Here is a 23,730-nt window from a genome sequence, read left to right as displayed (position 1 = left end):
GCCTCATTAGTTTATTCTTTTTATGGAATTGATGATGATAGGATTTACTAAGTATTGACCATCATCTTTTTCATCTTGTATTTTTTTTACCAATTCCATTCCCTTTAGGACTTGACCAAAGGCTGCGAAGCCTTGACCATCTGGATTGCGTTGACCCCCATAGTCCAGAGATGCCTGATCTCCAATACAAATAAAAAAACTACAGGTAGCTGAATTTGGTTCGGCCCTGGCCATTGATAAAGTACCATTTTTATGAAGAATGCCCGTTTTTTCTGTGGTCTCAATTTCGATGGCCTCAAATTGCTCGTTTTCAGGAACATCACCTCCTTGAATCACTTGAATTTTGATTTCTCTATCTGCTTCATTTTCAGGAGTACAGACTCTAAAAAAAGAACTGTTTTGATATAAATTGGCGTCAACATAGCGTAAAAAATTTGCCACTGTAATCGGCGCCTTTTTTTGATATAAAGCGACATCAATGTCACCCATAGAGGTTGAGATTCGACAAACTATTTTATCTTGAGACATTCCTGAAAAAAAGGTCCAAAGAAAGATGATGAATACGTATTTTTTTAACATGATGGCAGGGTTTGATATGGATTAAAGTTACTTACTTTTTTATGGATGATTTAAAAGAGTTCCTATAAAAATATTCTAAGGACTGAATTTTAATTGCAGATTCTCTTATTTTTGAGCCATGGAACAACTCACTTTAACAACGCCTGCCTTATTATTTTCGGCAATATCATTGATCATGCTGGCCTATACAAATCGATTTTTAGCCTATGCTGCAGTAGTAAGAAACTTACATGATAAGTATAAGAAAGATCACAATCAAGTATTGATTCGGCAAATCAAGAACCTAAGACAGCGTCTCTATTTGACTCGTTCAATGCAGATCTTCGGGATCAGTAGTTTGCTGTTATGCGTAACTACTATGTTTTTAATTTATATTGAACAGCATACAATCGCCATTTGGGTTTTTGGATTGGCCTTGGTTTTGTTAATTATTTCTTTAGCTCTTTTGATAAAAGAAATTCAGATTTCGGTTCAGGCCCTTGAACATCATTTAAGCGATTTGGAAAAAGATAAGCATTAGAAGTATGTGTTTTTGGTATGTTATTTGTGAGTATTTCGACAACAACAATCCTTAGTCTTATCAAGTATGGCGCCTCCGTCTTTCCTTAAACAGTATGTTATTATCATCTGTTTGTTTTTAATTTCAACAATTTTTTGTTCAAGATTATTTTCTAATTCGGCTGTAAAGCACCTGTTTACGATGGATCATAGCTTGTATGATCAGCAAAATGAGAATATGGAGAAAGTATATATTCATTTTGACAGAGATAATTATTTTTTGGGAGATCAAATGTGGTTCAAGGTGTACCTGTTGGATGGTGTTAACCATAGTCCTTATGCTAAAAGCAAGGTTGTCTATGTGGAGCTGATTGATCCTGATAACAGAATTGTAGACATAAGAACGATTCACCTTGTAAATGGCGGTGGTGAAGGTGAGTTTGGATTGGACATAGGGACAGAATCTGGTGTATACACAGTGAGGGCTTATACCAATTTTATGAGAAATTTTGATGATTCATTTTTCTTTCATAAGAAAATGAATATCAATTCATTTAAACAATTAAAAAAAGAGCAGCAAGAAATTACTTCTGAAGAACAGGGAGAGGGAGACAGAAAAGAAGCAAGGAATGCGTTAGAATCTAATGGGCTGAAACCAGATCTTCAATTTTTCCCTGAAGGAGGATCGATGATACAGGGACTTCCAGCGAGGATTGGATTTAAAGCCATTAATGATGCAGGTCAAAGTTTTGATGTTCAGGGGGTGATTCTCGATCATCGTGAACAAGAATTAATCTCTTTTGAATCAAGTCATGCAGGTATGGGAAGTTTTACAATCGTTCCGGAAACTTCCAAAGACTTGAAAGCTAAAATTCGTTATGCCGGTAAGGAGTATTATTATGAATTACCCAAAGTACTGGAAAAAGGTGTCATTATCCGTGTCATTGATCGCGGAGATTCCTATCAGATCAATTTGCAATCTTCATTAAAGCAAGGCGTGAATGGTCTCTCCCTTATCGGTGAGCAAAGAGGAGTCGTTATATGTCGTGCTAATCTGACAGGCAACAAAGAACAAGGATCTCTCAAAGTACCTTTTTCAACACTGGACAATGGAATTGTTAAATTTACTGTTTTCGATAAAAATAACAAGCCTATCTGCGAACGATTGGTTTTCGCAGCTACGAATAGAACAAGACCTGAAGTGAGCCTGGAATCTGCCAAGAAAAATTTCGAACAAAGAGAATTTATTGAATTCGATCTGTCTCTCATGAATGATTCTGGTTTGCCGGCAAATGTATCTGTATCAGTGACCGATATGACCAGTAATAATGTGGCAGATTGTGATTCGGATATAGTGAGTTATTTATTATTAGATTCGGAAATCAGAGGAGACATTGAGAATCCATGTTATTATTTTGAAACAGAAAGTTCTGAGCGTAAAAGGGACCTTGATTTGCTGATGATGACCCAAGGATGGCGTAACTATTTATGGAATCAAGAGGAAGTGTCAGATCAGCGTAGTCAACTTTTCACTGTGGAAACAGGAAAAGATTTTAAAGGGAGTATCAGGAGTTCTTACAACTATGATAAAACGGTTCATAGCGAGGTGAGTTTAACCTATAAGAATGGGGATATTTTTGGCCATGACGAATCCAAGACTTTTGGGAAAGGGCGGTTTCTTTTTCCAGGATATACGTTTAAAGATAGTATTTCCATCATCATTGAAGCAAAAAAGAAACTCGTAAAAAAAGGAAAGAAGGCGAATTCAAATGAGGTGAATCGTGATTTTTACATTGTGATGGACACATTTGCGTCGCCATCAATTTCGTTTGAACCAAGCCGTTTAAGCCAGGACAGGAAAAGAGTTTTAGATCGCTATCAAGAAATACAGGATGCTGAATATCTGGAGGCACTTTATGCAGATCAGCCCGATTATGTGAAACTGGATGGGGTGGAAGTGAGGGCGAAAAGAGAGCCTTATGTGGATCCATACAGAAGAAAAACCATGAGATATGCCCAGCCCAGATTCAGGGTAGATTATAAAAAAGAAAATATAGTAGCCTTGGGAAATGATGTTTTATGGACCTTTTTAAATCGGACACCGGGTATTTCAAGATATAACCCTCGTTTATCAACCCAATCTACAGTGGCGGGAGTCGATGCTTTTTACTACCGTGGCTCTCGAATTGTATTCTTTCTTGACGGAATACGTTTTAGCAGTGCCAATGAATTGAATAATGTGATAACGGCGAATGATGTTAGTTTTATTGACCTTCTTTCAGGGCCTCAGGCGACCGTTTATTTATGTGAGGCTGCAGTGGTGGTCTATACGAAAACAGCTGAAGAAAGACTGGCCTATGGCAATAGTGGGCCAAGGAAGGGGATTATTAATTTTAATTATCCCGGTATTTACAAAGCAAAGGAGTTCTATGAACCTGTTTATGATACTGGAAAAGGCGGTGATATGGAAGATGACTATCGCATTACCTTGCACTGGGAGCCGACATTAAAGCTCTATACAGACAGGAAGACAAAACTCTCCTTTTACGCTGCCGATCCTGATGCAAAGTACCGGATAGAACTTGAGGGAATAACCTTGGAAGGTTATCCCGTTAGAGTTCAGACATATTTTGAAGTTGGAAATTGATTTTTTGTGCTATCTTAGATAGGTAAATAGCTACTAATAAAGCCTATACCGATCTTATGAAAAATCTACTTTGTGTATTTTTGCTTATTTCTTTTATAAGCTACAGTCAAACCAAGTCAATAAAAAATTCTCCACCACTTACCGTCGGACAACCTGCTGAGGTGGGTATGTCGGAAGAACGATTATCCATTATAGACGATATGATCAATGAATCGATAAGTAGCAACGAAATTCCTGGTGCGGTTGTATTAGTTGCCAGAAAAGGAAAAATAGTATATCATAAAGCTTTTGGAAAAGCCGATGTATCTGCTAATAGAATACTTAAGAAAGACGATATTTTTCGGATTGCCTCTCAGACAAAAGCCATTACTTCTACCGCCGTGATGATGCTTTGGGAAGAAGGTAAATTTAGAATGGATGACCCTGTATCGAAGTATATTCCTGAATTTGAAAATGTGCAAGTTCTGGATTCTTTACATGAAGATGACTTGACCTATACAACCATAAAAGCTGATAAGCCTATAACCATTCGACATTTAATAACACATACTTCTGGTATTGGCTATGGTTATATCGATGGGGATGAAAGAATCAAAAAGATATATAAAAAGGCAGGTGTAACTGATTTGTTCACAACAGCGCCGCTGACAATAGGAGAAAATGTAAAGATTCTGGCCAAGTTACCCTTACATCATCATCCTGGAGAAAAATTTACCTACAGTGAAGGTTTAGATGTATTGGGCTATTTTATAGAAATAATCTCGGGAATGCCCCTTGATGACTTTTTTAAGAGTAGAATTTTTGATCCTCTGGATATGGAAGATACTTGGTTTTACCTTCCTGATTCCAAAGCAAAGAGGTTGATTCCTATTCAGTCCTGGAAGGATGAGAAGTGGATGGTTTATTCAAACCCTGAGGTATATGATGTAGACTACCCTGTAAAAGGTGCGAAATCTTTCTTTTCAGGAGGAGCTGGTTTGTCGAGTACGGCGAAAGATTATGCTACTTTTCTCCAAATGTATTTAAATAAGGGAGAATTAAATGGAATTCGTTTGTTGAGTCGAACGACGATACAATTTATGATGGCCAATCAAATTGGTGATTTTTGGGGAGATTCAGGATCCTATTATGGACTTGCCTTTGGTGTGGTCTCTCAGAAAGGTCAGAATATGGGCGGTAATGGCAGCAGAGGAACCTTCAGTTGGGGAGGCTATTTCAATACCCAGTATTTTGCAGATCCTGAGGAAGAGGTCATTGGTATCTTGATGAAACAAATGCAAGATGTAACATCGGACGATACAGGTTGGAGATTTACCCATTTGGTCGGGCAGGCCATCGATGATTAATAAAGAAACCACGCTATAAAGCATGGTTTCTTTATGAATCATTGCTCATTACTTGAGCGATTCGTGTTTCACCCAATCTACTTCCATGACCCACTCACCGGTCATTGCAGAATCTGTAATTTTGGCGTAGTTTAAGATGGCAAACATGGGTTCAGGATATTTATCACCTTCACCTATGTTTCGATAAACTTCTTTGTCATCTACTCGATATACGAGGTCGCTGCCTTCCCATTCCACTGAATATTCATGATATTCGTTTAAGCTTGTTTCAATTCCTTTTCGTAAGGTCCACCAATCACCTTTGTCGCACTCTTCAAGACTTTTAATGGCACCAGCTGTGAAATGATCATCATCACCATCTCCATGGTGTTCAAAAATATCAATTTCGCCGGAGCCAGTTAATGGCCAGCAAACATTTTCGTTTTCTTCTTGAACCGGAGATTCGTTATTCTGAGCCCCGAGAATCCACCAGGCTGGAAACATACTGGGTTCACCATTGCCCCAAAGTTTGAGTCTCGCTGTCCATTTACCTTTGATAAACTCTTTCCGATTCTTGGATGCAATACGACCAGCAACGAATTCAGTATCCATTTGTTGATTGCCATGCTTGTCTAAATTGTCACAAGCTATTTTTTCGCCAATATTGATTACTTTAATTTTTAAAGTCCCGTCGCTTACTTCACGTGTTCCAAACTTATTATCGGGAACATAGCACTGTTTTTCGTTGTTTACCCAAATACGCTGATCTTGCCAGTTATTAGGATCAAAACTGTCGAAGTTATCGAGGAAATCTACTTCCCAGCTGGCAGGTGATAACCTTGGGGAGGTATCTTTTTTATTTTTGATGGTGGTAAAACTTATGGCTACTGTCACAAAGGTAATTAGAAGAAGAATAATAGAATGTTTCATGATATTCGGGCTGAAAATGGAAGTGTTTTTAAAGAGACTTTCGCATCGTTATTTTACACCCCATGAGGTTTAACATATGATTAAAAAACAAAAGCCGCAGATTGATACGGCTTTTGTTATTTTGTTTTTAAAAGTGGAATTTATTTAACTTCTATTAATTCAACATCATCAATATAGATCCCTGTTCCAAAATTCCCATTCCAGTTCCCTGCTTTTATGGCAAGAAAAATCGTACCGTTTTCTGTTAAATCGGAAGCGTTAAAAGTAATGTTTCCATTGGCGTCGAACTGAGAGTCATCTGGAAGTACGCAACCATCTTTGATGATATCGAATACGCTGCCGTCAAATGCGTCATTACCGCAACCTTCAACATCACCTCCAAAACTTTTGATATATAGGTCCATTCCTTCACCGTATTCTTCAGCTATATCTCCAATGGGCTTCTTATTGAAGTACACTTCCAGCCATGAACCCTCTGTTCCTTCACTTCGGGCTTGCATGTCAAATTGATATGTTTTGCCTGCTTCCACTGCAATTTCCTGCCAGATGATAGCGTTGGAATGAGTGGTGCCTGCAGCTCCAATAAATTTATATTCTCCATTTTCAAAACCATGCTCCACAGCATTGTCCGAATTAACCATGATTTGCTTATACGTCCATTTGCCAGTATCGTTCATTTCACCATCTAAAACAAGATTGGTCGATGGTTCAACAGGAACCCCTTCTTCTGCCACAAAACTAAAAACTTCTGATGTAGATTTATTCCCAATGGCATCGATACTGATCACTTGCCAGTAATAGGTCAGGTCTTTTGTTACAGTGACATCGAGTTTGTTGTTGGTTGGACTACCGGCAAGAGTTGTTGGTGGGTTGGCATTGTCGATATAAACCTCGTAGGAAACTATATCATTATCAATATCACTTCCGGTCCAGTTCAAACTAACAGTTCCTTCGTTTACTTTGGAATCCATACCAGGGCTTACCAGTGTTGCCAAATTTGGTACATGATTTTCATCGGGAGGACCCGCGTTATAGAATTTCCAAACAGCACTCTCAGATGTTTTAGAAGAATTGCTGCTTTTAGAAGTTACTGACCAGGAAAATGCTGTAGCCCTTAGAATACTTACAGATGCTTCAGTTTCTTTTGAGCCAACGGTCTGCTGGGAATTGTTTTCAAGGTTTGTAATGTTTAAGGTGTATGAATCCGCATTTTGAGCGGTGTTCCATCGAAATGTTACTTCACTGTGTGTATCAGAAACAACTACACCTTCGTTACAGTCTTTGTTGTTTTCAGGGAAACTTAGTGTTGCCTTTGCCGGAGGAAAGTCTTCAGTGACAGTATCCTCACCACAACTCAATAGCATCGTGAACGCAAATAGAATGATTGCTGTGCGATAAACATTTTTCATTATCTTATAATTTTGTAGTTAAACGTTTGGTTGTTTTGAATTACTTTAAGAACATAAAGCCCTTTTTGAAGTTGAGAAACATTGACAGGAATAACTGATTTATTATTTAACAGATGCTGTGATAGCACTAGTTTACCAGTCATATCAAACAACAGAATTTTTACATCTGCTGATGCCGACTGTCCTGTAGAAATATAAATAGTGTCTCCTGTAACTGGGTTTGGATGCACAACAGGTTGGTTGTTAAGCTGAATTACTTCTTTGTATTCACCTTGACAGTCCTTGTCGGTTTTCACCACAATCGTATTTATGTCGTCCTTTAGGCCTATGCTGAAGAAAGACTCCGAAGTTTCAAATTCTTCTCCGTTTATCTGTATGCTATATTCTTTTGAACCAGAAAGTTTTAAAGAAAGAACCGAGGAAGAAGGATCTAAACTGGAAAAAACGCTGAGGTTCTCTGGCTCAGTGACCTGAACAGTATAACACTGTTCGAAGTCTGCATCTTCGGCAACTTTAAAACAGATTGTATAATTTCCGGCACTTAAGTCCGTAAAATTGGTTTCCGAAGTAAAATTATTGGTCGCGGTGGCCGCTCCGGACAAGGTGGCTGAATAGGTGAAGGATTTAGCTGTCTTTACCGAAATTTTGCCATTATTATTTGCCTGACATGTTTCACTTTCAACTTTAATAATGAAATTATCAGATCCCACAGAGAAAGTTTCACAGCCCTTTTCATTGACAATAGCACCTGAATTACTATTTGGGCAATCATCATCTTCGTCCGCAACACCATCCATGTCGCTGTCAGCACCTGCTACCTGCATCCAGTTCAGGTTGAAGCCGCCTTTTATAACCTTCATTCGGATAGTTTGAAACCCTTTTTGAATCGTAATGCTTGTAGTGGCTGTTTCCCAATTTTGCCAACCACCGGTAACAGGTACATCCAAGGTTGCTAATTCTGTTTCGCTTTCGTCATCTCCCAGTAGGTAGATTCCGATTTGTCCTCCGGCGGATTCACTAGCCACTCTTGCCAGAAAAGAAAAACTACCATTTTCTAGTATATTTACTAAATAATCTGCGTAATCTCCTGCATCCGTATAGCCAATATTTTGCCCTCCGCCATCATCAGAACTGTCTTCCGTTTGAAGACCTGACATATTACTGAAATTTTCAGCTTCTATCTTTCCGGGAAGTTCAAATCTTGAAGCTAAATTGTTGCCAATTAGCAGCTCGCTGAACGCATTTAATTTCTTTCCTGAAACCGTACTGATTGTAGTTCCATTATAGGATACTTTTATTTCATCACCCGAAAGAAAAGAAGAACTAAAATCTAATTGAATGGTTCGCTTCTTTTCGCTAATAAGACCAATTGCAGCAATAGCTTGATCAGTTCCATTCACGGTAACAGTAAAGTTATCTTTACTGTCATTTAAAGACGACTCCAGTATATCTTCATTCACAGTTATTTCAATACTTGATTCATTCGAACCTAAAATCCCGTTTAAGGCGATCGCATCTAAAGAACTGCTATCTCCTGATTTAGAAAAACGAAGACTACTAATATTGAAAGAAACAGCTCCATCAATATGTAAAGTGATCACATGAGTTCCTTTTTCAAGTAAAATGTCTTGAACACTATGAGTAGCAAAAGTAGTCCATCCTCCTGTTGCATCAAGGGTTTGAGTTTTAGTGATGGCCTCATTATTCATTGATAAATGAAATTGACCACCATCATTCTCGCCCGCAATTCTTGCATCCAGCTTGTATACTGCTGTTTCATCTATTTCAACTGTATAGTTGATCCACTCACCTTTGTTTGTAAACCCTACATGATATCCATTACTGTTTGTTTTGTCATCATTTGCTTCTAAATCTACACCGTCATTTCTATAGGTCCAGCCAGAGTTCCAGGCTTGAAATTGATTGGTAGACAGCTGATAATTGGCTGCATCAATGTCGTAGTAGGCAAAGTTGTTTTTACCTAAATCATAGTCAGATAAGTAGATGGTTCCGGGTATCGATTGCTTGCTGAAAGCTTTGGTCTCATCAGTTATAATCTGTCTGAATTGAGCATCAAGAACATCTTTGTGGAAACTGCAATTGCTACTATTGGTATTTGTAGCCAGTTCCATCATCGCAGAGAAAGCTGCTGCTTCTGATGGTTTGGAAGCATTGCCTCTCCAGTATTCCAAGATGTTTTTATAGCCATCTGAAAATTCAATTGAATAGGGACTCACTGTCGTCTCAATTCTTTTCATTGGCCACCATGACCATCCAATACCATTGCTTTCAAAGAGGCTAATAGCTTCCTGAAACCAGGTATTTGAATTTTCACCAGCTTCTCCCATCCATAAAGGGACATTTTCTGATTCTCTGAGGTCTAATACCCATTGAATTGAAGCCTGGTCGTTAAAAGACCAGTATTTATGGAAACTATAAACCATATTGTCATCCCATGCAGGTGTCAGGCCTGTAAAGTCGTTGGCAAACCAGTTTCCTTCAATAAAGATGATGTGATCTGTGTCTACAGAGCGGATAGCGGTAGTGATATCTTCGTAAAGACTTCTTAGGTCAGTTCCGCCTGGTAATTGCCAGTTGACTTCATTGAGCAGGTCATAACCACCCATCCAAGGTTCATCTTTATAACGTTCTGCCAGTTTTTTCCATAGAGCGATGGTTTTATTTTTGTTTTCTTCACTTTCCCAGAGAGAAGGTTTCTCGGGATCGTAATCTGAAATGGCTGCATTCGCTCCCTGCCCACCAGGTGCCGCATGTAAATCTAAAATTAGATACATTTGATTTGCTTCGCACCAGTTCAACAGCTCATCGACCATTTCGAAACCTTTGTTCAAAAATGTATTTTGACCTGCCACAGGTTCATCTTCTATTGGTAGGGTAAATAAGTTGTAATGCATCGGGAGTCTCACACTGTTAAACCCCCATTTAGCCAATGAATCGATATCTTTTTTAGTGACATGATTTTGTAGCCATGCCTCAAAAAATTCATCCGTTTTTGGTTTGCCGATGAGGTCTTCCAGTCGTTCTCTGAATTCGTGCTGGGTATCTGCCACATCAGAAGATTGCATCATATAGCCCTCCATTAACATCCAGCCGCCAAGTCCGGCTCCTTTTAAGATGACCTCATTGCCATTCGTGTCGATAATTTTCTTTCCTTCTGTTTTTAATCCTTGGGCCGTCAACAAGGCACTTGATAACAGAAGAATAATTAAGAGTAGTTTTTTATGCATAATGTGAGTATTTTGATCTTATGGACTCAAATTTACTATAGGATTTAAACAAAAACATTTTAAAAGCTACACTATAATTACGTCATGTGAATTTAGTATTACATCACAACTACGTCAATTTTTATAAAACATTGATATACAGAATATTAATTTTTAAAAAATAAAAATAAAATATGGTATATTTACGATCTTGAAGTATTTTATATGAACTAAAAATCAGATATGTTTACATGTTTTTTTGAAAAAAAGACTTTCAATAATTTTCTGTTTTTTCTCTTCTTTAGTTTTTGTATTCAGAGTCAGGAAAATAATCAAAAACTACATTTTAGCCCAAAGGTTACCCACTATTCACGTCTTGATTTTAACGCCAATGAACAGTTTTACTCATTGATTGAAGGTGAAAATGGTATTTTGTATTTCGGGAATAATGACGGTGTTTTAATCTTTGACGGAGAAAGGTGGCAAACCATTTCCTTACCCAATAATTCTGCGGCCACCAGTTTAGTGAATAATGAGAAAGGGGAAGTATATGTGGGAGGTTATAACGAATTAGGTCAGATTGTCAAAGATTCACTTGGGGGCTACAGTTTTAGATCTTTACGTGAGCAATTTAAGTTAGATGCTACCAATTTTGAATATTTATGGCAGGCACACTCTTTGGGTAAGACTGTGATATTTAGGTCTTTTAATGAGTTGTTGATGGTGAGGAATAAGATTCTGACCCATTTGAAACCTGAGAATGTTTTTAGTTTCTCCGGCGTTATCAATAATGAACTATATGTTATGGATTATGGAAAGGGGTTCAAAAAATATGATAAGGGCCAAAAGAAGTTGGTGCATGTGCTGGAAGATATCCCCATTGCGTTTAGTGATATAAGTGGTTTGCTGGAAATCAATGGATCGAAGGATTTTTTGGTAGTAACTTCTTCAGGAAAGATTTTTAAGGTAAATAGTGCTTCAAGAACTGCCAGTCTCTGGAAAGAGGTCTTGACAGATAATTCCCAGGAAATCGTAACAGCTGTCAATTTTAAAGGTGGTTATCTTTTAGGTACCAACGAATCTGGTTTAATATACCTGAGTGAAACGGGAGCAACAGAGGCAAATAATCCTGCTTTTTCAAAAATGGGCAATACTTCCTTGGTTCGACTGGTAACGATGGATGATAGAATATGGTTTTTAACCAAGAGTGGATTGTCCTTGTTAGAATTTAATTTACCTGATTTTCATTTGTTTAATGGAGTTTCTGTATATGATATACTATTAGACGAGTCAATGATCTATCTGGCAACCAATTCCGGGGTCTATTATTCAGAATTTGAAACTACTGAATCGATTATTTCCGGATTGAGTTTTATCAAACTACCGGATTTAGATGGTCAGGTATGGAACATTGATAAGTTTGAAAAGGATATCTTAATCAGTGGACATAATGGCTTGTATAGGCTCGAGAACAATGTTCCACAGCCACTGAATGATTTAGATCCATTTTGGAAAGTATTGCCCGTGGAGGGTAAGCCTAACACATATCTTGCGGCTGGTTATCATGGGTTGTACTTATTGGTTCACAACGATGATTCCTGGATATTTAAATCTAAAATCAAAGGTTTTGATGAATCAAGTCGAGATATATTACAGGCAGATGAGTTGAACACGTTTTGGATCTGTCACGGATATAAAGGTGTTTATAGACTTACCTTAGATGATGAATTGACAAGAACCATTTCGATTGAACACTTTACGGATCAGAATGGATTTGAATCGCCTTATAATATTAATGTTGTCCGGTATAATAATGACATTGTATTTACCAGTAATACTGGTGTGTATTCCTATGAAGAAAGAGAGAAGCGTTTTGTTCCATATACATATTTAAATGACATTCTGGATCCGGGATTTAACACTACTAAAATACTCAAATCCGGAAGCAGAACCTGGTTGGTTCAGAATGACGAATTTGGTTATTTTGATAGTGGCAACAAGGAAGTGGATTTGCATAAAGACCTTTTCTTGAATTTGAATGGTAAATTAAATCGTAGTATGGAAAGCTTTGTTCCGTTGGAAGATAAGAGTGTTTTAATAGGCGCAAATGACGGACTTTATTTATACCGTACGAAGATGAATCATGCAGAAACGGACCGCAACACACTCATTAGTAATGTTCAGTATTATGATGGAGAAAGCAATTTGTGGACAAAAATTCCACTTTCGGACCAACTGCAGCTCCCTGGACAAGTCGATGTGATGCGGTTTGAGTTCACGAACCCTCAAATGTCTTCATCTGTCCGCAAACAATATCAATTTAAACTGGAGAACATAGATTCCAATTGGTCTGAATGGTCGGATATACCCTTTAAAGAATACACCTACCTTGAACCTGGAAACCATGACTTTAAGGTGAGATCCAGAAATATGATTGGTCAAAAAGGGAATGAAGCATCTTTTAGTTTTGTAATTGCACATGCTTGGTATGAAACTGAAATGGCTATGTTCCTGATGCTGTTATTGGTGATTTTAGTTATTTATTTGATCGTCTTTTGGGTGCGACGATTTGTTAGGAGAAAGATTCAAAAAGAAAAAGATATTGTTGAAAATTCTAAACGTGTACTAGAATTAGAAATAGAACAATTAAAGCTAAAACAGCAAACTCAGCAAATAGAGCTGCAAAAGAATAAATTAGAGGAAGACCTTATCAACCATCAAAAGGAACTGGCCAATTATACCATGCTGCTGGTAAAAAAGAAAGACATTATTTATAGTATTTACGATGACCTTAAATCGGTTTCAAATAATTTTAAGCAAGCCACTCAGCGTCGATCGATTGATACCATTTTGAATAAAATCAGGCAGCATCGAATAGGGGAAGAATATATGGATGTGTTTGACGTTAATTTTGAAAAAGTGCATGTTGATTTTTTTAAGCGATTGTTGGATATTAATCCGGATCTGACAAAAAGAGAATTACGCCTCTGCGCTTTTGTAAAAATGGATCTTTCTAATAAAGAGATTGCTCCTTTATTGAATATATCCGTGAGAGGGGTGGAAACGGGTAGGTACAGAGTTAGAAAAAAATTGGGTATTCAGGAAAAGAACTTTAAGGCCTACCTTGAGAATTCTCTGAATGATCAGAAAGATGTTGTTTAAATTTAGATAGTAAATCAACTTTGCAGCCGGTATTCAATTGCTTAAAATCACAATCTTTGTTTATTGGAACTTTACAGCTAGAATATTGATTTTGTAAGCGTTTTCATAGTTTATTCCACAATAATGCGATGTTGATTTTTATTGATTTTGTTGGTTTTGGATGTTTTGTGATACATTTCTTGGCACGAAGTTTGGTTTAACAAAATTTTAACAAAACCACTTTCATATGAAAAATTCAAAGTACAACATCAGTAAAAGAAAATTAATGCAACTCGATTCAAGATTGTGCCTTCAATTAGGGATCATATTTGCTCTCATAGTGGTTTATATTGGATTTGAGTCAACTTTTGCCAAGGATCTGATTGTGATTTCAGAAAACAGGCTTGTAGATAATGAGCCAGATATGTATGCAGTTCCTCCTTTTGAAATTGAACAAAAGAAAGCAATAGAAGAAAAACCGAGAGTGAAAACCCCGGTTCTTATCAATGATTTCGTTATTGACGAACCGGATAAAGTTATTGAAGAAGTATTGGCTCCGGAGCCGCCATCTGACCCCGTTGATTTTGATGAGGTATTTAGCGATGTTCCTGAGATTGCAGAACCAGATGATGAATCTTATATTTTTGTTGCCGTAGAGCAAGCTCCGCGGTTCCCTGGTTGTGTTGAGGATTCGGAAGAAGCGTACCGGGCATGCTTTAATGAAAAAGTTAAGAAACTTGTTTCCAAAAAGTTTAATACCAATCTGGACCTGGGTCTGCGAGGAAAACAAAGAATTATCGTTTTCTTTGAAATTGATAAAGAAGGGAATATAATTAACGTTGTGGCAAGAGCGCCTCATAAAAGATTAGAGAAAGAAGCCATGAAGGCCGTTGGGAAATTACCCCAAATGATTCCTGCAAAGCAGCGGCAAAGAAATGTAAGTGTAAAATATTCATTACCCATAAGTTTCTATTTGCAATAGAAATGGGAACCAATACATAAAAAAAAGCCTTTGACACTTGAATCAAAGGCTATAAACAAACATTAAGTCAAAATTGAGGGGTTTTATTTTATGATACTGAAACTACGAAGTAAACATAAAATATAAAATATTTTTTTCGAGTACAGGTATACGAAGATTGCTGGAAAGAGAATGAGTTGATTTCAGCCTGTTTAGCCTATATAATTACTTCTTATTAGCCTACTAGTTTTTTTAATTCTGCAATCCGCAATTCCTTTTCAGGTTGCCTGTTTTGAATTGCGAATTCAGTATGATAGGTATGAGCCTCAAGAAATCTGATTTGGAGTTTATTCCAATCGTCGAAGTCATCGAGTACGTCTAATGCTTTTAATTCCTGAAAAAGTTGATTGCTTATGGCATAAAAATCCGCCCTGCCTAAATAATCCAGATCAACATCACAAATGATTTTTTCGAGGAGCGTTTTTGGTTGTTGCGGTATTTTTGTGCTCAAAATGAGCCCTTCGATTACTGATTTGTCTTCTTCGGAAATGCCATTTTCGCTTAAAAGTTTATCGGCGATCTCGGCGCTTTTCTTTTCATGTTCTTTGGTTGTTTCTGTGAAGCCTATATCGTGCAGAAGCACGCCGAGGCGCAGTAACTTAGCTTCATGGTTACTAATTTTATTATGTTTTAAATAAACACTACAGGTATTCAAAGCATCAACCGTATGATGAACACCGTGGTAATGTAGATCTTTTGATAGTTTTGTATTCAAAATATCAAGAATGATCTTTCGAAGTTTATAATATCCTTTCATAGCAAATTCTTCATGTTATACTGTAATGATCCAAAAGGCTAGGGCGGCCAGGACAAAAATAAAACTCAAACCAAAAAACTTAATAGATTTTCGAACGCAAATGAATTTTTGATCAATAATCTTACTTTCGATATGAATTTGTTGACTTAACTGTTCATAAATTTCCTCACCTTCACAAACCTCCATCAATCTCTTTGTATAGGCCTTGACATCACCAAAAGAATAAACGGCATCTCTGAAGAAAAATACATTCTTTTTATATTTCAATTCAATTTGAGGTTTAAAGCATTTAAAACAATAAAAAATAGATACTAAAACGCATGCCATCCACAAAAAAGAAAGAAGCACAAATACCTTGCTTGTTTGAATAACAGGTTGAAACTGCTCTATCCGATCAATAAAAAGACCAATAATTAGACTATGAAATGAAAAAATAATCCCTGCTTTTAATTCAGAGGCACGAATAAGCTTTTCCAATCTTTCCAGTTGCTCCCAATAATTATTTGGGTCCTGTCTCATGTCATTATTATTTTAATGATTTAATTTGTTTAAAGTTAATGTAAAACAATTAAACTTTTCTTTTAAGTTTTTATTGCGACAGTTTTACTACATAAATAAATGTCAAAATGGCCTTTTATCCTATATTTTAAGGGTTTTCAAAGTTTTTATGGGTCACAGAAATATTTAGCATATCTATTAAATAAAGACGAAATAACAAATTATCAGTATCAAAAAAATAGATTATTCTGCGTGAAATTGCAATATTGGATCAATCGTATAGACCTTGTTATTAATTGAAATAGAAATATTATAGAATTGATTGGCCAGATTTGGAACCTCTCCTTTTTTCTTTACCATGGCAGAAACTTTTCCCTTTTTTCCTCTGATATAAGTCTCTTCTAAAATGTTCGTACTGATATTATTTTCCTTGAAATTTACTTCAATAATCTGGATGGTCTGATCTGAATCAGGCGAACTCATCCAGGTTACTTTTTTACCGGCATATACTTTCGTCATAAAATACTCAGGAAAACCAGGTAAAGAATGCGCACTTCCTCTGTTATCTGAAAATTCAATACATTCTCTGATATTGACACCGGGTCGAATGTCTTTTATTACTTTTAAATAAATTTCAGTATCAGAAACCTTGTTCGTATTGTTTGAGTTGCAGCTGATCAAAACTGAAGCCATTAACAGAATGATAATAGATTTTTTCATGGTAATAAATAGTTTAATTTCCCTGCAAATTTAGTTTTTTTGACAATTTAATAAAAGAATTTTTAGTTGTCTGTAGAAGTACGAGAATCGTCGCTGAATTGAATATTCAATATCAAAGAACGATGTTTTTTATTTCCTTCTCCTGAACCGAAAATTGATTGGAAATCACATTAATATTGTTTGGCTGATTCACATAGAACATTTTAAGTTTGCCTTTATTTTTAACTTTGATTTCACCTCTATACTCACATTCAAAGGAATCTTTGATAATTTTATATGTATTTTCTGAAACGTTTACCCGGCCTATTTCACAATTACTTTCCATACGTGATGCAACGTTGACAGTGTCTCCCCAGATGTCATAGGCGAATTTTTTAATTCCGACTACACCTGCCACTACCGGTCCGGTATTGATCCCTATTCTAACATCGAAATGGGCGAGCTCTTTGCTACCTGATTTCCTTGATTCTTCAACAAATTTAACAATTTCAAAAGCAGCTAGTACCATTCTAGCTGGGTGATTTGAACAGGGAAAGGGTAAACCTCCGGCACACATATAAGAATCACCAATTGTTTTGATTTTCTCCAGGCTGTATTTACCTATTATTTCATCAAATTTTGAAAAATAGTAATTTACACTATTGACCAATTGTTCAGGGCTAAGGTGCTCTGAGTGAATTGTAAACTCTTTAAAATCAGTGAATAAAACACTCACGGACTCAAATCGTTTCGCTTTAACCTCACCACGTTCTTTGAGTTCTGTTGCTGTTTCAAGGGGTAAAATATTATTCAATAAGTGGTCAGAACGACTCATTTCTTTCTCAATAATGAGGTTTGTTTTTTGAATAAACCTAAATCTGTGGAATAGACCTAAAGCCCCAAGACTGGTTAGAAAAAGAGCAATTACAATTGCGATTACCATAATTTTTTGATTCGCTTTTTGATGATTAAGACCATCTATTTCGCGCTGTTTCAGTGCAATTTCAAACTCAGAACGCGTATCCGCTATTTGCTGAATAGTTAGATGGTTGTGTAAGCTATCTTTATAGATGATATGATTTTTCAATAATACGTATGCTTTATCTGCATTTCCTTTTGATTTTTCGATATCGGAAAGTTTTAAATAGGCATCACTGATCTGTTCTTTTAATCCATAATTTGTAGCCAGGTCCAAAGCTCTGTTTGCAAATTCAAGGGCAGTATCAAAATTTTTCTTTTCGAAATAGATGTCACTAATGCATAACAGGTAAATAGCGAGCCCCTGGTAATCGTTATTGGCTGTCAAGATACTTGTGGCCTGCTGCATGTATTTTTCAGCAAATTCGGGCTTTCCTTTTTGAGCATAAGCTATTCCGATCAAGCCAAAGTTATTTCCAATCCCTCTATTGTTCTTAACACTCTTGAGAATCTGCCCGGATTCCTTCAAATAGATCAAGGCAGTATCGGGCATTTTTTGGTTTAAATAGTAATCTGCTTTGTTTTGAAGCGTAATAGCGTAGTGTAGTGAATCAGGAATTGATTTAAAAAGATCTAATGATTGATTATAATAATCGAGTGCCTTCGACTTATTGGATAAAGAAGCATACACCATACCCATTGAACTATAGGTCATCGCTAAATTACTGGTGTTGTGACCTTGTGAGGCCAGTTGTGCAGCCTGCTTCAAATTCTCAAGCGCTAATTTGTAATTTCCTTTATCGAATAAAGCCTGACCTTTATAAAGATAGCCGGAAAAGAGATAATCCAAGGAGTCTGATTCTGTCGCAGCTTTGATGAGTTTATCGCTGTATTTGATTTTGAAATCTGGATCATGGTAAGTTTGAATCAATAATTTGAGGGTATGCAACTGATCTTTTTGCTGAACCAGCCGTAGATCAATTTTATGTTTTAAACTATCATTTCTGCTTGTGTGTTGGCTGTAAGAAGTGCTGATCAATCCGATTAATAAAGCAAAACAAATGGCATACTTCTCCCATGTTTGCTTTAGAAAGAGTGAAATGATTGATAAGGGTTTCATGAAGTGGGGGAAATAAATTGACAGTTAAACAGTGATTTTTACTTTTTTATTACTTCTTTTTCTTTTTAGTCTTTGGTCTTCACGTAAAACCTTGGACCCTTTTTTTTCTTCAACAAAGTACATTCTCATGAGTCCTTTGTTTTTAACTTCAATTTCGCCTCTGTATTTGCAATTGAAATCATTCTTAATGAGTTGATAGGTGTTCTCGGAAACATTAATTTTTCCCACTTCAGAGTTTGTTTCCATGCGAGAAGCAACGTTCACCGAATCTCCCCAAATATCATAGGCAAATTTCTTTTTCCCTACTACACCGGCAACAATGGCCCCGGTGTTAATGCCTATTCGAATATCAAAATGGGCCATATCTCCCAATTCTGAATGCTTTGATTTTTTAACAAACTCCGCTATTTTGAAGGCTGCTTCTATCATTTTGATATGATGATCAGGGCTCTCAATATTCAATCCTCCCACGCACATATAGGCATCCCCAATGGTTTTAATTTTTTCCAGATGGTATTTTTCAATGATGTCATCGAATTTTGAAAAATAATAATCCACACTCTTTACCAAAACTTCCGGACTTAATTTCTGAGAATGTTTTGTAAAAGCCTGGAAATCTGTAAACATAACCGTGACTGACTCAAACTTTTTGGCCTTTACCTGACCGTTTTTCTTCAGTTCTTCAGCCGTTTTGGAGGGGAGGATGTTGAGCAGTAAATCGTCAGATTTTCTTTTTTCTTTATTGATATTCCAATAGTATAATCCTGTCATTCCGAGTATTACAACCATGCCTAATACTAGCACTCTCTGATTTGTTTTCTGCTCATTGAGCAGGATTACTTCTGCTTCTTTTAATTCGATTTCTGCCTGTTTTTGCGAGACTTCAAATTCAGTTCGCATATTGGCAATTTCCTGAACAGATGATAGGTTTGTTACACTGTCACGGTATAGTATATGATCCTTGAAGAATACATTTGCCTGTTTATCTCTTCCTGACTGTTCATAAATCTTTGAAAGCTGTAGGTTTGCCCGGCTTATTTCAGGTTTAAGATTGTGTTCCATGGCTAAGTCGAGGCTTTTATGAGCAAATTGAGCGGCCCTTTCTGTTTCGTTTTTCACTAGATAAATAGCTGAAATTTCAATTAAAGTTTCGCACATAGCTTCAAAATGTCCATATTTTTCAATGATTGGAAAAGCACTGTTTATGTTTGATTCAGCATTTTCAAAATCTTGCTGTTCTGCATAAATTGATCCTTTGTTTAATTCAACGTATGCAAGTCCGATTGTGTCATTAATCCTGTCAAACAATTCACCGGATTCATTGTAGCAGATCAAAGCAGAATCAAGTTTTTTCTGCTTTACATATACATAACCTAAATTCATGATGGAGATAGCTAACTTAGAAGTATCTTTTTTTTCTGAGATATTATTACGCAGAATACGGAGAGTTTTCTTATGAAAGTAAACACTTCTTTTATAATTTTCCATATTTTGATAAACATTGGCAACTGACCCATACATAGTTCCCAGTGCTATAGAATCACCATTTTTAATAGCAGCATCACCTGCCATTAAATAATTGTCGATAGCCTCGGGCATTTCCCCCAACGAACTGAATATATTGCCCTTTTCCAAGTAGGCACTATATAAATACTGAATGGAATCCATGCGTTGGGCAAGCGAAAGAAGTTCGTTTGTATACCTCATTTTTGCCTGTAAGTCAGGGTGTTTTATAGACAACTTACACAGGATTTGAAGCCTGTGTTCCTCTTCGAAATTACCGTTATCATATACTGTTTCCAGACTATCAGCAAGATGCTGGTCTTGACCTAGCATCGTTATTGAGATAAAAAACAGCATGCCGCTGCATAAAACCTTCCTAAAAAGGATGAAATAAAATTTACATATATCTAGTTTGTTAAACATTTACATCAAAAGAATGATTATTCGGCATGGAATTTTAGAATCGGGTCAATTGTATAGGTTTCTTCATGGCTAACACCATCCGTTTCGAAGGTGACCTTAAAAGTGATACTATATAATTCTTGGGCCAGATTTTCAATACCTTCTTTTTGAACTCTGCCATTCACATTGCCCCAAATATTAGGGACCATGATCTTTTTTTTCAGAATATTGATACTGCCTTTTCTTTCCGTGTAATGAACAGCCATAATCTTAACTTTTGTGACATTTCCAGCTTGATCTGAATTCTTTCTCCATTTGACTTTTTTTCGGGCCCAGACATCGGAGGTAAATACTTCTGGCTTACATACTTCGGAAACTGACGAAGCTTGATTATCTGAAAATTGCACATAACATTTTATGTCATCAACTCTTTCGGGAGGCATTTCTTCAATTATTTTTAGATAAATGGTGGTGCCAGATTGTGTGTAACTAAAAATCGGTAGCAAAACCAGCAATAGAAGTACATATTTTTTCATGTTTGATATTTTTCGGATGGATGATTAAATATAATTGGTAATGGAATTTTATAAAAATGAGCTAGGACGAACATACCTAATTTGTTACCCTAGGTCCTGTTTTATTTACCCATGATATTATTTCATGATGTTCTAATTCATGAGTTGAGAATAGCGAGAATACATTTAAAATTATACTTTAAGACTCTTCTTTACAAAAGATGGAATGGGAACTTCTCCTTCTCCAACAGGTTCTTTTCCTGTGCAGATTCGTCCGTATTTTCCATATTTATTTTCCCAGTGACCTAAGAATAAGGGTTTCTCATTGCGCAATATGTCAACTATAAAGGGAAATTTTGATATAGGGTAGAGGATATAAATGTGATCCATATCAAGAGGTTGTAATTCTTCGAATTCATCTTCAAAAAATTGAATGCTTCCGATCATTTCATCGTCCTTATCAAATAAGTTAATAGTTGTAAAAGATCTGTTTTTCTGTGTTCCGGAATCCAGAAAAACGCGGTAAGATTTTATTTCAGTATACATGCTTATTGTTTTAGTCTGTTAAATTATAAAACAACAAGGAGGATTGGGATGATAAGGGTCAATATATCAGATGATTAAGGTCAATTGAATCATTGTTAGTACTTAGACCTTATGAGCAATATTTTTAAGTCCTTCGACAAAATACATTTTCATTTTACCTCTGTTTTTTGTGTCTATTTCACCTCTGTAGGTACAGTCATATTCATGTTTTATTAACTCAAATGAATTGTGAGATATATTTACTTTACCCGATTTAGAATTGGATTCCATTCTGGAAGCAATGTTGACAGTATCACCCCAGATGTCGTAGGCAAATTTATTCGTTCCTACCACTCCTGCTACCACAGGACCTGTGTTAATTCCAATACGAATCTCAAATCGCTGCGCGCCGCTTGGATTATTAATACGTGCATTTTCAACAAATTCAGCAATGTTTATCGCCGCCTTTACCAGTTTTGATGTATGGTCATCTGTAGGGAAGGGTAAGCCTCCCGCTGCCATGTAAGCATCTCCAATCGTTTTAATTTTTTCTAAATCATGAGATTTTATGATTTCGTCAAACTTGGAATAATAGAAATCCACCGTCTTTACAAGTTCTTCGGGACTCAGACCTTCAGAATGCTTTGTGAAATCCTTAAAGTCGGTAAACATCACTGAAACTGAATCAAATTTTTTGGCTACCACTTTGCCTTCTTCTTTTAGTTCCAACGCTGTTTGTTCCGGTAATATATTGAGCAGAAGCTTATCGGAAAGATTGCGTTCTTTTTCAATGATTCTGCTTGTTTTTTCGATGTATCGATTTCGATTATATAAACCAATGGTAAATATAATAATGAGAACTAAAGCCATGGCAATGGCAATTATGGTGATTTTTTGATTCTTCTTTGATTGATTTAATCGATTTACTTCCAGTTGTTTTTGTGCGATCTGTAAATCTGTTTCTTTTTGATTTTGTGCAATTTCGAACTGTGTTCTTAAATTGGCCATTTGTTGCACATTGGTAATATTGTTCACACTATCCTTGTAAATGGTATAGTTTTTATACGAATACAAGGAAGCTTTATGATTGCCAGAGGCTTCATAGATTCTTGAGAGTTGAAGATTTGCCGAGCTAATTTCATCTTTTAATCCATATTTCTCAGCAGTCGACAGGCTTTCCTGGGCATATTCCAAGGCTCGCCTGAAATCTCCCTGATTCATGTATATATCCGACATATAGGATAAAAATACCGAGATTGCATTTTGATAACCTGCCATGTCTTCGAACATATTGATAGCATGGGCGATTTCTGATTTGGCCAAATCGTCTTGTCCTAATAAAGCATAGGCAATGCCTTTATTGCCAATATTCATGGCAATTCCTTCTGTAAAGCCAAGTTTCTTGAAAACAGGTCCTGACTTTTGAAACATGATCAAAGCGGAGTCGGGTTTTGACACGTTCAGGTATTCATCACCCAGATTCTCATAGGCAATTGCTACATCTTCGTCATTACCAGCTTCTGAATGGATGGCAATGGCCTTTTTATAATAATAGACGGCATTTTGATGATCATTACTGATGGAATAGACATCAGCTATGGCGATATTGACATTACCTAAAGATACTTTGATGTTTTGAAGATTAGCAATTTCGGCAGCTTTAAAGTAATAACTCAAGGCTTCTTTCAGATCTCCTTTTTTCTTCAAGGCATTTCCTTTATGAAAATAGCCATGAAATAAATAGGTGCGAAGTTCCGAACTTTGGGAGTTTTTAATAAGCTCCTGACTGTAAAAAATGGCTTGGTCAACATCCGGATGTTCAAACGAGAGTATTTTTAAAATTTCCAAATCAGGAGTTCTCTCTTTTTGATAATAAAGATCCTCAAGGCTGTCAATTTTCTGGATACTTTGAGAGTATAGCTGCCCGAATAAAATAAGAAAAAAACCCAGGGATCGAAGAGCCTTATTTCTAATAATTAAATTCTTTTCACTATTTTTTCTCATCTTGGATTCCGA

General features: G+C 36.5%; 17 protein-coding genes. 5 read left to right on the top strand and 12 right to left on the bottom strand.

The genetic code is table 11. The annotated features are described in order from the left end of the window. Window positions 1-6: 6 nt before the first annotated feature. A complete protein-coding gene (locus tag ACR2MV_RS07760; RefSeq protein ID WP_434021340.1) occupies window positions 7-579 on the bottom strand; it encodes a peptidylprolyl isomerase in 573 nt (190 codons plus the stop codon). A gap of 118 nt (window positions 580-697) precedes the next feature. Between ACR2MV_RS07760 and ACR2MV_RS07755 the strand changes: the two genes are divergently transcribed. The 3 genes from ACR2MV_RS07755 to ACR2MV_RS07745 all read left to right on the top strand — a co-directional run bounded on the left by ACR2MV_RS07755 (window position 698) and on the right by ACR2MV_RS07745 (window position 5,070). Further along, entirely contained in the window at window positions 698-1,099 is a 402-nt protein-coding gene (locus tag ACR2MV_RS07755) for a DUF2721 domain-containing protein (RefSeq protein ID WP_434021339.1), read from the top strand. 180 nt (window positions 1,100-1,279) lie between these two features. Continuing rightward, window positions 1,280-3,724: a hypothetical protein gene (locus ACR2MV_RS07750; protein WP_434021338.1), complete on the top strand. Its 2,445-nt coding sequence runs from the start codon at window positions 1,280-1,282 to the stop codon at window positions 3,722-3,724. Window positions 3,725-3,780: 56 nt separating this feature from the next. After that, entirely contained in the window at window positions 3,781-5,070 is a 1,290-nt protein-coding gene (locus ACR2MV_RS07745; RefSeq protein ID WP_434021337.1) for a serine hydrolase domain-containing protein, read from the top strand. A gap of 48 nt (window positions 5,071-5,118) precedes the next feature. Here the strand turns inward: ACR2MV_RS07745 and ACR2MV_RS07740 are convergent, their stop codons facing one another. The 3 genes from ACR2MV_RS07740 to ACR2MV_RS07730 form a co-directional block, all read right to left on the bottom strand. Beyond that, on the bottom strand, window positions 5,119-5,979 hold the full coding sequence (locus ACR2MV_RS07740) for a glycoside hydrolase family 16 protein (protein ID WP_434021336.1): 861 nt from the start codon (window positions 5,977-5,979) through the stop codon (window positions 5,119-5,121). Window positions 5,980-6,119: 140 nt separating this feature from the next. Beyond that, window positions 6,120-7,388, bottom strand: coding sequence for a hypothetical protein (locus ACR2MV_RS07735; RefSeq protein ID WP_434021335.1), 1,269 nt, complete (start codon window positions 7,386-7,388; stop codon window positions 6,120-6,122). Further along, window positions 7,388-10,636, bottom strand: a complete 3,249-nt coding sequence (locus ACR2MV_RS07730) for a carbohydrate-binding protein (RefSeq protein ID WP_434021334.1) — start codon at window positions 10,634-10,636, stop codon at window positions 7,388-7,390. The genes ACR2MV_RS07735 and ACR2MV_RS07730 overlap by 1 nt, the downstream gene beginning before the upstream one ends. A gap of 222 nt (window positions 10,637-10,858) precedes the next feature. On the opposite strand from ACR2MV_RS07730, the gene ACR2MV_RS07725 reads away from it, so the two are divergent. Further along, entirely contained in the window at window positions 10,859-13,777 is a 2,919-nt protein-coding gene (locus tag ACR2MV_RS07725) for a triple tyrosine motif-containing protein (protein ID WP_434021333.1), read from the top strand. A gap of 226 nt (window positions 13,778-14,003) precedes the next feature. Beyond that, on the top strand, window positions 14,004-14,738 hold the full coding sequence (locus ACR2MV_RS07720) for an energy transducer TonB (protein ID WP_434021332.1): 735 nt from the start codon (window positions 14,004-14,006) through the stop codon (window positions 14,736-14,738). Window positions 14,739-14,952: 214 nt separating this feature from the next. On the opposite strand, the gene ACR2MV_RS07715 is transcribed toward ACR2MV_RS07720, so the two are convergent. The 8 genes from ACR2MV_RS07715 to ACR2MV_RS07680 form a co-directional block, all read right to left on the bottom strand. After that, window positions 14,953-15,534, bottom strand: coding sequence for an HD domain-containing protein (locus ACR2MV_RS07715; RefSeq protein WP_434021331.1), 582 nt, complete (start codon window positions 15,532-15,534; stop codon window positions 14,953-14,955). Window positions 15,535-15,549: 15 nt separating this feature from the next. Next, on the bottom strand, window positions 15,550-16,053 hold the full coding sequence (locus ACR2MV_RS07710) for a Pycsar system effector family protein (RefSeq protein WP_434021330.1): 504 nt from the start codon (window positions 16,051-16,053) through the stop codon (window positions 15,550-15,552). A 222-nt stretch (window positions 16,054-16,275) separates the two neighbouring features. Continuing rightward, a complete protein-coding gene (locus tag ACR2MV_RS07705; RefSeq protein WP_434021329.1) occupies window positions 16,276-16,752 on the bottom strand; it encodes a hypothetical protein in 477 nt (158 codons plus the stop codon). A 112-nt stretch (window positions 16,753-16,864) separates the two neighbouring features. Further along, window positions 16,865-18,769 carry an adenylate/guanylate cyclase domain-containing protein gene (locus ACR2MV_RS07700; RefSeq protein ID WP_434021328.1) on the bottom strand — a complete coding sequence of 635 codons (1,905 nt, stop codon included), beginning with the start codon at window positions 18,767-18,769 and terminating at the stop codon, window positions 16,865-16,867. Window positions 18,770-18,793: 24 nt separating this feature from the next. After that, on the bottom strand, window positions 18,794-20,605 hold the full coding sequence (locus ACR2MV_RS07695) for an adenylate/guanylate cyclase domain-containing protein (protein WP_434021327.1): 1,812 nt from the start codon (window positions 20,603-20,605) through the stop codon (window positions 18,794-18,796). Window positions 20,606-20,712: 107 nt separating this feature from the next. Then, a complete protein-coding gene (locus ACR2MV_RS07690) occupies window positions 20,713-21,210 on the bottom strand; it encodes a hypothetical protein (protein WP_434021326.1) in 498 nt (165 codons plus the stop codon). 171 nt (window positions 21,211-21,381) lie between these two features. Next, complete coding sequence (locus ACR2MV_RS07685; RefSeq protein ID WP_434021325.1) at window positions 21,382-21,735, bottom strand: hypothetical protein; 354 nt, start codon at window positions 21,733-21,735, stop codon at window positions 21,382-21,384. A gap of 102 nt (window positions 21,736-21,837) precedes the next feature. Beyond that, window positions 21,838-23,718: an adenylate/guanylate cyclase domain-containing protein gene (locus ACR2MV_RS07680; RefSeq protein WP_434021324.1), complete on the bottom strand. Its 1,881-nt coding sequence runs from the start codon at window positions 23,716-23,718 to the stop codon at window positions 21,838-21,840. Window positions 23,719-23,730 lie beyond the last annotated feature (12 nt).

The organism is Lutimonas sp., assembly GCF_051011215.1.
GTDB lineage: Bacteria > Bacteroidota > Bacteroidia > Flavobacteriales > Flavobacteriaceae > Lutimonas.
This window is presented reverse-complemented; position numbering and strand designations above follow the sequence as displayed.